Origin of the sequence: Bradyrhizobium sp. PRIMUS42, from assembly GCF_023006515.1 — a bacterium.
GTDB lineage: Bacteria > Pseudomonadota > Alphaproteobacteria > Rhizobiales > Xanthobacteraceae > Bradyrhizobium.
In genome coordinates, this window is the sequence record NZ_JALBGZ010000235.1 from 1 (window position 1) to 8,537 (window position 8,537).

At 63.8% G+C, this 8,537-nt stretch carries 8 protein-coding genes; 7 read left to right on the plus strand and 1 reads right to left on the minus strand.

The window, feature by feature from the left end; all coding sequences use genetic code 11:
* Both MOV75_RS18530 and MOV75_RS18535 read left to right on the plus strand, forming a co-directional pair.
* On the plus strand, nucleotides 1-1,382 hold a 1,382-nt coding region (locus MOV75_RS18530), incomplete at its 5' end, for an alkaline phosphatase (protein WP_247006337.1).
* 108 nt (nucleotides 1,383-1,490) lie between these two features.
* Complete coding sequence (locus tag MOV75_RS18535; RefSeq protein WP_246928114.1) at nucleotides 1,491-2,219, plus strand: hypothetical protein; 729 nt, start codon at nucleotides 1,491-1,493, stop codon at nucleotides 2,217-2,219.
* 3 nt (nucleotides 2,220-2,222) lie between these two features.
* On the opposite strand, the gene MOV75_RS18540 is transcribed toward MOV75_RS18535, so the two are convergent.
* A complete protein-coding gene (locus MOV75_RS18540) occupies nucleotides 2,223-2,600 on the minus strand; it encodes a response regulator (RefSeq protein WP_246928117.1) in 378 nt (125 codons plus the stop codon).
* A 179-nt stretch (nucleotides 2,601-2,779) separates the two neighbouring features.
* Between MOV75_RS18540 and MOV75_RS18545 the strand changes: the two genes are divergently transcribed.
* From MOV75_RS18545 to typA, 5 genes are all read left to right on the plus strand, one after another.
* A complete protein-coding gene (locus tag MOV75_RS18545; protein ID WP_246928120.1) occupies nucleotides 2,780-3,544 on the plus strand; it encodes a Crp/Fnr family transcriptional regulator in 765 nt (254 codons plus the stop codon).
* Between the two features lie 211 nt (nucleotides 3,545-3,755).
* Nucleotides 3,756-4,472: a prolipoprotein diacylglyceryl transferase family protein gene (locus MOV75_RS18550; protein ID WP_246928129.1), complete on the plus strand. Its 717-nt coding sequence runs from the start codon at nucleotides 3,756-3,758 to the stop codon at nucleotides 4,470-4,472.
* Nucleotides 4,453-5,883, plus strand: coding sequence for a radical SAM protein (locus MOV75_RS18555; protein ID WP_246928131.1), 1,431 nt, complete (start codon nucleotides 4,453-4,455; stop codon nucleotides 5,881-5,883). Before MOV75_RS18550 ends, MOV75_RS18555 begins: the two co-directional genes overlap by 20 nt.
* Nucleotides 5,880-6,173, plus strand: a complete 294-nt coding sequence (locus tag MOV75_RS18560; RefSeq protein ID WP_246928134.1) for a hypothetical protein — start codon at nucleotides 5,880-5,882, stop codon at nucleotides 6,171-6,173. Before MOV75_RS18555 ends, MOV75_RS18560 begins: the two co-directional genes overlap by 4 nt.
* A gap of 238 nt (nucleotides 6,174-6,411) precedes the next feature.
* Nucleotides 6,412-8,238, plus strand: a complete 1,827-nt coding sequence (gene typA, locus MOV75_RS18565) for a translational GTPase TypA (RefSeq protein WP_246928137.1) — start codon at nucleotides 6,412-6,414, stop codon at nucleotides 8,236-8,238.
* The last annotated feature ends 299 nt before the right edge of the window (nucleotides 8,239-8,537 follow it).

Genomic DNA, 8,537 nt, shown 5'->3' on the forward strand with positions numbered 1-8,537 from the left:
GCACCGATCGACCCGCGCAGATGCTGGTCGAGGTGGCGACGACTGACACGTTCCGGAATGCCCGTGCGCTGCCGCCGATCGCCGCGCTGCCCGAGAGCGACTTCACCGCAAAGATGCTGATCGAGGACTTGCCGGGCGGCCAGGACATCTTTTACCGCGTCCGCTTCCGTGATCTCTCGCACAGCGCGGTCGAGGGCGAGGCGGTCGTCGGCCGTTTCCGCACCGCGCCGGCCGACCGCCGCGATGTCAGCTTCGTCTGGGGCGGTGACGTCGCCGGCCAGGGCTGGGGCATCAATCCCGATGACGGCGGCATGTTCACCTTCTCGGCGATGCGAAAGCACCGGCCGGACTTCTTCCTGCATTCCGGCGACACCATCTATGCCGACGGCCCGATTGCATCCGAGGTGAAGCTCACCGACGGCAAGATCTGGAAGAACCTCACCATCCCCGAGAAGGCCAAGGTCGCCGAAACGCTGGACGAGTACCGCGCCGCGCACAAATACAATCTCACCGACGACAATCTCCGCGCCTTCAATGCCGAAGTGCCGATCTTCGTGCAATGGGACGACCACGAAGTGACCAACAACTGGTCGCTGTCGAAGGAGTTGCCGGCCGCCTACAAGGAGCGCAACATCGCGCTGCTCGCCGCGCGCGGCGCGCGCGCCTTTCACGAGATGTATCCGCTGCGCGAGAGCATCAACGAGCCCGGCCGGGTCTATCGCCAGATCTCCTACGGCCCGCATCTCGACGTGTTCGTGCTCGACGAGCGCAGCTATCGCGGTCCGAACGGTCCCAATGTCGAAACCGCTTACGGCCCCGCCAGCTATTTCCTCGGCCCGGACCAGATCGCCTGGCTCAAGCGCGGCCTGCTCAATTCGCGCGCGACCTGGAAGGTGATCGCTTCCGACATGCCGCTCGGTCTCGTCGTGTCGGACACGTCGAAGGGCGGCTCGGAAGCAATCGCGCAAGGAGACGGACCGGTTCGCGGCCGCGAGTTCGAGATCGCCGACATCCTGCGTTTCATCAAGATGGCGCCGATCAGCAACACGGTGTGGCTGACCGCCGACGTGCACTACGCCGCCGCGCATTATTACGATCCGAACAAGGCGCAATTCCAGGAGTTCGAACCGTTCTGGGAATTCGTCTCGGGCCCGCTGCATGCAGGCACGTTCGGCCCCAATGCGCTCGACAACACCTTTGGACCCGAGGTGCGCTTCGTCAAGGCGCCGGGCCAGGACAGCCAGAACCTGCCGCCGTCCGCCGGCATGCAGTTCTTCGGTCATGTCAAGATCGACGGCGCCTCGGGCCAGATGACGGTGACCTTACGCGACCGCGCCGACGTCGCGCTGTGGTCGACGATGCTCGATCCGAAGCTTGCGTGACACCCAGCTCGCAGCCGGATGGCCGTGAACCATCCGGCCGGCCCGAACGACCATTGCAGGCCCGTGCATTTTCACGGGCCTGATCCGGACCATTTTTGAGCTGAAGCCGTGCTGTTCCGTCGCCGAACCATCGTCATCGTCCTCCTGCTGAGCACGGCCTCGCCCGCATGGGCGCAGCCCCAAAAGCAAACCAAGGACGAGGCCACGCTGGTGCGCGAGGCGTTTGCATCGCCCTACGGCAAGGCCCTGACCACCGAGCTCGGCAAGTCGCTCCGCGCAAGCGCCGATCCCGTATGCCTGATGGACAAGGGGCTAGTTACCGACCAGCTCGAGCCGCGCGGCCGCGATATCGTCATCACATGGGGCACGCGCATGCTGGAAAATGCATTCGCGCGCATCGACCGGCAAACCGCGGACAACCCGTTCGCCGGCGCGGCCGAGCTGGAAAGCCTGAAGGGCAATGCGGATGTGAAGCGTTATCTGGCGATGGAAGAGCCGATGCGCCAGGCCAAGATCCTGGATCTGATCTTCGAGCATTTCGACCGCTACAATTTGATCAGCCGCGTGAAGCTCGGAGCGGTGTCTGCGCCTGCCACCGGCAACGAGGCTCTGCTCCGTCTCAATCCAATCGACACCACGGAGGAGAAGCTGGACGAATTCGCCGGCAAGAGTCGGTCGAAGGCGCTGAAACGTTTCCTGCAATTGTCGGAGGAGGCGGGAGCTGCGCAAGCCGCGGCGATCAAGAAGATTCCATCGCCACCGCCGCCGCTTCCGCACACTTTCTTCAAGGGCGTCGAGAACGACCTCGCCGAACTCTGTATCCGCTCCGGCACATAGCCGTCAGGCGCGTGTGCGCAACGCCGCCTCCAACGCGTCGCTCGAACACGGCTTCTGCAAGCGTGGCAGTCCGGAGAATTCGGCCGGGATGCGTGCCTCGGCGCCGTAGCCGGTGACGAACACGAACGGGATCTTCATCGCGACCAGCCGCTCGGCGACCGCAAAGCTGGTCTCGCGGGTCAGCTCGACGTCGAGCAGTGCGAAATCGGGGGCGCGCTTGTCGATCACGTCCAGCGCCTGCATCACCGACCCGGCGGTCCGCACTTGGCTCACGCCAAATCCGAGCAGGCGGTCCTCGAAATCAATCGCAATGATCGGATCGTCCTCCACGACCAGGACGTCGGCAGGACAGGATGAGCCATCGGGAAATGCAGGTGCCATGATCGCATCTTGAAGGGGGGTTTTCTGATCAGGGACAGCCGCGCCACGATACCTGCGCCCAGCGCATCGGGGGGTTCCCGGAACGAAACCCACCACATCACAGTTATTCAGTCTGTCCACTTGTGCACACAGGATATGGACGGAACTCGGTATTGTGAGAGGAGGACGGGGGTTTCACGATGGATGCGCGTATCGGCACTACAACCGAGGTCGACAGCCGGCCGGCTAACAATCTGTTACGGCGCCTGAACGCGGCGGATTACGCGTTGCTTGCGCCCCACGTCTCCGTCGAGGACTGCCCGGCCAGCCAGCTGCTCTACAATCCCGGCGACGACGTTCAGGTCGTCCACTTCCCCTGTGGTCCCTCGCTCGCGACCTTTCTCGTCCCCAACGAGGACGGCCGCGACGTCGAAACCATCCTGGTCGGCCGCGAGGGCGCGGTGGGCGGCATCGTCAGTGAGGGATTCCTGCCGGCCTATACCCGGATCTGCGTGAAATTCGGCGGGCCGTTTGCGCGCGTTCATGTCGCCAAGCTGGAAGCGGCCAAGCTGCGCTCGGCATCGTTGCGCAACATCTTCGCCCGCTATGCCGATTGCATGCTGGCGCAGATCTTCCAGTCGACCGCCTGCAACGCGATCCATTCGATCGAGCAGCGGACCGCCAAATGGATCCTGGCGGCGATGGAGCGGACCGGCGACGAGAACAGCGTGCCCCTGACGCACGAACAGCTTGCGACGCTGCTTGGCGTTGGCCGCAGCTATGCCAGCCGCGTGCTTCAGTCGTTCAAGGCAGAACGAATTCTCGACACCAGGCGCGGATCGATCCTGGTTCGCAGCCGCGACGGCCTGAGGCTTCGCGCCTGCCTGTGCAACGACGCGGTGAAAATGCACTTCGAGGAGGTGCTGCGCGGCGTCTATCCGACCGATGAGCGCGAGGCCGGGTAGCGAGCCGTTCTTCCTTCTCCCCTGTGGGAGAAGGTGGCGCGCGCACTGCGCGCGTCGGATGAGGGGTTCTATCCGCGAACTCGCCTAGGTGCGAGGGACCCCTCACCCCAATGAGCTTGTGGCAAATAGCGGAGCTGCCCTCTCCCGCACGGGGAGAGGGCACAGTCATGCGCGGCGCTTTTCCGGTCGTACCGTGCTATACTCTCCCCGCATGAGCGGGGCTGTTCTTCACACCATCTTCGACATCCTGGCGTGGCTGGCGGCGGCCGCCGCCGTCTACTGGCTGTCGCGACAGCGCCTGCAGTTTCCGGCGCAATCCTTCGAGCGGCCCTACATCGCCGCGCTGGTGTTCGGCGCGGGGCTCGGAGCCTATCTGTTCGGCTCCGCCAATCTGTGGCTGTCGGGACAGAGCGGCATTGCGCGCTCGGTGGAGGGCGCCCTGGCTGGCGGCATCGTGGCGATCGAGCTCTACAAATGGTCCGCGGGGATCACGGTCCGAACCGGCGCGCGGTTTGCGCTGCCGCTGGCGCTCGGCATCGCGATCGGCCGGCTCGGCTGCTACTTCGCGGGCCTTGACGATTTCACCTATGGTACGCCGACGGCGCTGCCCCTCGGCCATGATTTCGGTGACGGCGTCCTGCGTCATCCCGTGCAGCTCTATGAGAGCGCCGCCATGGCCGTATTCGCGCTTGCCTATGTGCTGGCGGTCTTGAACCGGAACGCCTTTGTGATCACCAATGGTTTCTACCTGGTGCTCGCCTATTACGGAGCGCAACGCTTTCTGTGGGAATTCCTCAAGCCCTACGGCCCGCTGATCGGCCCTCTCACCCTGTTTCACCTGCTGTCGCTGTCCATCCTGCTCTACGCCGCATTCATGCTGGCGACGGCCCCCAAAGCGAGACCTGTGCATGAACGCGCCGTTGCGTAAGTCGCGTCCCTATATCTTCTGGGGCCAGACCCAATCCCTCTGCGAGACCTGCCTGAAGCTGGTGCCGACCAAGATCCAGATCCAAGACAACGAGGTCTGGTACGAAAAGCGCTGCAGGGAGCACGGCGTCCAGTCGACGCTGGTGTCGACGGATGCCGCCTATTGGCGTCTGTGCAAGGATTTCATCAAGCCCGGCGACCGGCCGCTGCAATTCCAGCAGCGCACGGAATTCGGCTGTCCCTATGATTGCGGCCTCTGTTCCGACCACGAGCAGCATTCCTGTCTGGCCCTGATCGAGATTACCGAGCACTGCAATCTCACCTGCCCGGTCTGCTTCGCCGAATCCTCGCCAACACGAACGAAATTCACCCCGCTCGCAACGGTCGAGAAGATGCTGGACGCGCTGGTCGCAAGCGAGGGCGAGCCTGATCTGGTGCAGATTTCCGGCGGCGAGCCGACGCTGCATCCGGATTTCTTCGAGATCCTGGACGCGGTGCGTGCCCGCCCGATCCGCCACGTCATGATCAACACCAACGGCCTGCGCATCGCCCGCGAAAAGGATTTCGTGGCGCGGCTGGCCGAGAACAAGCGCGGGCTGGAGGTCTATCTCCAGTTCGATTCGCTGCAGCGCGATGCGCTGTTCAACCTGCGCGGCGCGGATTTGCGCAAGATTCGCCAGCAGGCGCTGGAGAATCTCGAACATTACGGCGTGTCGACCACGCTCGTCGCGACCATCAAGCGCGGCGTCAACGATGCCGAGATCGGCAATATCGTCCGCCACGCGCTCACCTGGAAATGCGTGCGCGGCGTCACGCTGCAGCCGGTGCAGGACGCCGGTCGCAACGAGAACTTCGACAAGAATACCGACCGCATCATGCTGTCGGAGATCCGCAAGCGCGTGATCGAGACCGGCGTATTCGGCGACAAGGACATGATCCCGCTGCCCTGCAACCCGGAAAGCATCTCGATCGGCTACGGCTTGCGCAATGGCGAGAAGGTGCTGCCGCTGACTTCGCTGATCCCGCAGGAGCAGCTGGTCGCGGTAATGCCCAATACGATCAGCCCGGAGAAACATCCGATTCTGCGGGAGAAATTCGTCGACCTGTTTTCGCTGTCGTCGGGGCCGCTCAACACCAGCGAGCGCGTCTGCGAATTGCTGTGCTGCCTGCCGAGTTTCGAGGTGCCGCAGGGACTCTCCTACGAGAACGTGTTCCGCGTCACCATCGTGCAGTTTCTCGATCGCTTCAATTTCTGCGTCGGCAACGTCAAGCGCAGCTGCATCCATTTCGTGACGGAGCAGGGCGCGATCATTCCGTTCGACACCTACAATCTGTTCTACCGGAACGGTGAGATCAACGGCATCCGCACCGCGCTGGCCGCGCAGGCGAGGGAAGGAGCCTTGCAGGCATGAGCATCAGCGACACACCGCCACCGGCACCCCCGGGTCCGCCTCCTGCCCCGACGGAAATGCGCAGCGGCTGCCTGACCGCGCTCATGGCGATCTTCGGCATCCTCATGCTGCTGCCGGGTGCCTGTGCGCTGATCTTCGGCGGAATGTCGGTGGTCGAGGATGGCCGGATCGCCTCCGACCTCGCACCACTGGTCTTTCTGGGCCTGGTGGTGGGAATAGGCGGGGTCGCCCTGATCTGGGCGGCCATCAAGGGGCGGAAGGCCCCCGCCCATCCTGGAACGCAAGCCTAAACCCCGGGAATCTCCGGACAAAATTCAATCAACCAACGGCCAAAGAACACATTGTTTTTTGGCGGTTTTTGCATATATTGCGCCGCAACGCGTAGGGTGCCCGGTCAAGATGGCCGGGTTTCCCTTTTTGGGCGGCGAGCGCCCGTTTCCAGTCTTCCAGCGTTGTTTCGAGAAGAGGTCCCGGTCCGACCGGCGAGATCGCGCTTAACCCATTGTTCGAACGCAAAGAAGCTCACTCATGAACCTCCGCAACGTCGCCATCATCGCCCACGTCGACCACGGCAAGACGACCCTGGTCGACAAGCTCCTCCAGCAGTCCGGCACGTTCCGCGAAAACCAAAAGGTGACCGATCGCGCCATGGACTCCAACGATCTGGAGCGTGAGCGCGGCATCACCATCCTGGCCAAGGCGGCCTCGGTGCAGTGGAAGGACACCCGCGTCAACATCGTCGACACCCCCGGCCACGCCGATTTCGGCGGTGAGGTCGAGCGCATCCTGAACATGGTCGACGGCGCGCTGGTGCTGGTCGACGCCGCCGAAGGTCCGCTGCCGCAAACCAAGTTCGTGGTCTCCAAGGCACTCAAGGTCGGCCTCAAGCCGATCGTCGTCATCAACAAGGTCGATCGCCCCGACGCGCGCCCGACCGAAGTCATCAACGAGGTGTTCGACCTGTTCGCGGCGCTCGACGCGAGCGAGGAGCAGCTCGACTTTCCGATCCTGTACGGGTCGGCGAAGCAGGGCTGGATGGCCGAAAGCCCTGAAGGCCCGAAGGACAAGGGCATGGAGCCGCTGTTCGACCTGATCCTGAACCACGTCTCGGCGCCGAAGGTCGAGGAAGGTCCGTTCAGGATGATCGGCACCATCCTGGAGGCCAATCCCTATCTCGGCCGCATCATCACAGGCCGTATCTCGTCCGGCGTGCTCAAGCCGAACCAGCAGGTCAAGGTGCTCAACGCCGAGGGCAAGCTGGTCGAGTCCGGCCGCATCACCAAGATCCTGGCATTTCGCGGTCTCGAGCGCACGCCGCTCGATGAAGCCGAAGCCGGCGACATCGTCGCCATCGCGGGCCTGACCAAGGGCACCGTTGCCGACACCTTCTGCGATCCGACCGTCGAAGTGCCGCTGCCGGCACAGCCGATCGACCCGCCGACCGTGTCGATGTCCTTTATCGTCAACAACTCCCCGCTCGCCGGCACCGAAGGCGACAAGGTGACGAGCCGCATGATCCGCGACCGTCTGCTGCGCGAGGCCGAAGGCAATGTCGCGCTGCGCGTGGTCGAAGCTTCCGACAAGGACGCGATGGAAGTGTCGGGCCGCGGCGAATTGCAGCTCGCGATCCTGATCGAGACCATGCGCCGCGAAGGATTTGAGCTCTCGGTGTCGCGTCCCCGCGTCGTCTACCAGAAGGACGAAGCAACCGGCGCCACCATGGAGCCGATCGAGGAAGTCGTGATCGACGTCGACGAGGAGCACTCCGGCGTCGTCGTGCAGAAGATGAGCGAACGCAAGTCCGAGCTGATCGAGATGAAGCCCTCGGGCGGCAACCGCCAGCGCCTGGTCTTCTACGCGCCGACCCGCGGCCTGATTGGCTACCAGGGCGAACTGCTCACCGACACCCGCGGCACCGCGATCATGAACCGCCTGTTCCACGGCTATGCGCCGTACAAGGGCGAGATCCAGGGTCGCCGCAACGGCGTCTTGATCTCCAATGACCAGGGCGAAGCGGTGGCCTACGCCATGTTCAAGCTGGAGGACCGCGGCCCGATGATGATCGAGCCGGGCTGGAAGGTCTACAAGGGCATGATCGTCGGCGAGCACACCCGCGACAACGACCTCGAGATCAACGTGCTCAAGGGCAAGCAGCTCACCAACATCCGCACGACCTCCAAGGACGAAGCCGTGCGCCTGACCCCGCCGATCCGCATGACTTTGGAAAAGGCGCTCGCCTATATCGAGGACGACGAGCTCGTCGAGGTCACGCCGAAGTCGATCCGCCTGCGCAAAAAGCACCTCGACCCGAACGAGCGCAAGCGCGCGGAGAAGGCCAAGGAAGCAGTGGCGTAAGGGCCACTGCCCGCCGCAGTGCCGTAGGGTGGGCAAAGCGACAGCGTGCCCACCACTTCTATCGCGATTGACCAGAGATGGTGGGCACGGCGCAAAGGCGCCTTTGCCCACCCTACGAGACCGTCTCTGGATCACCCACTCCAGTGCGCAATTGCGCACAAGGCGGGTGATGACAGCTCGTTTGTGGTGGCCCTCCAGCGAACGTGCTAGAGCCCACCCATGTCCCTCCCCTCCTCCGTCGACGTCGCGATCATCGGCGCTGGTGCCGCCGGCCTCGGCGCGGCGCATGCGCTGGCGGG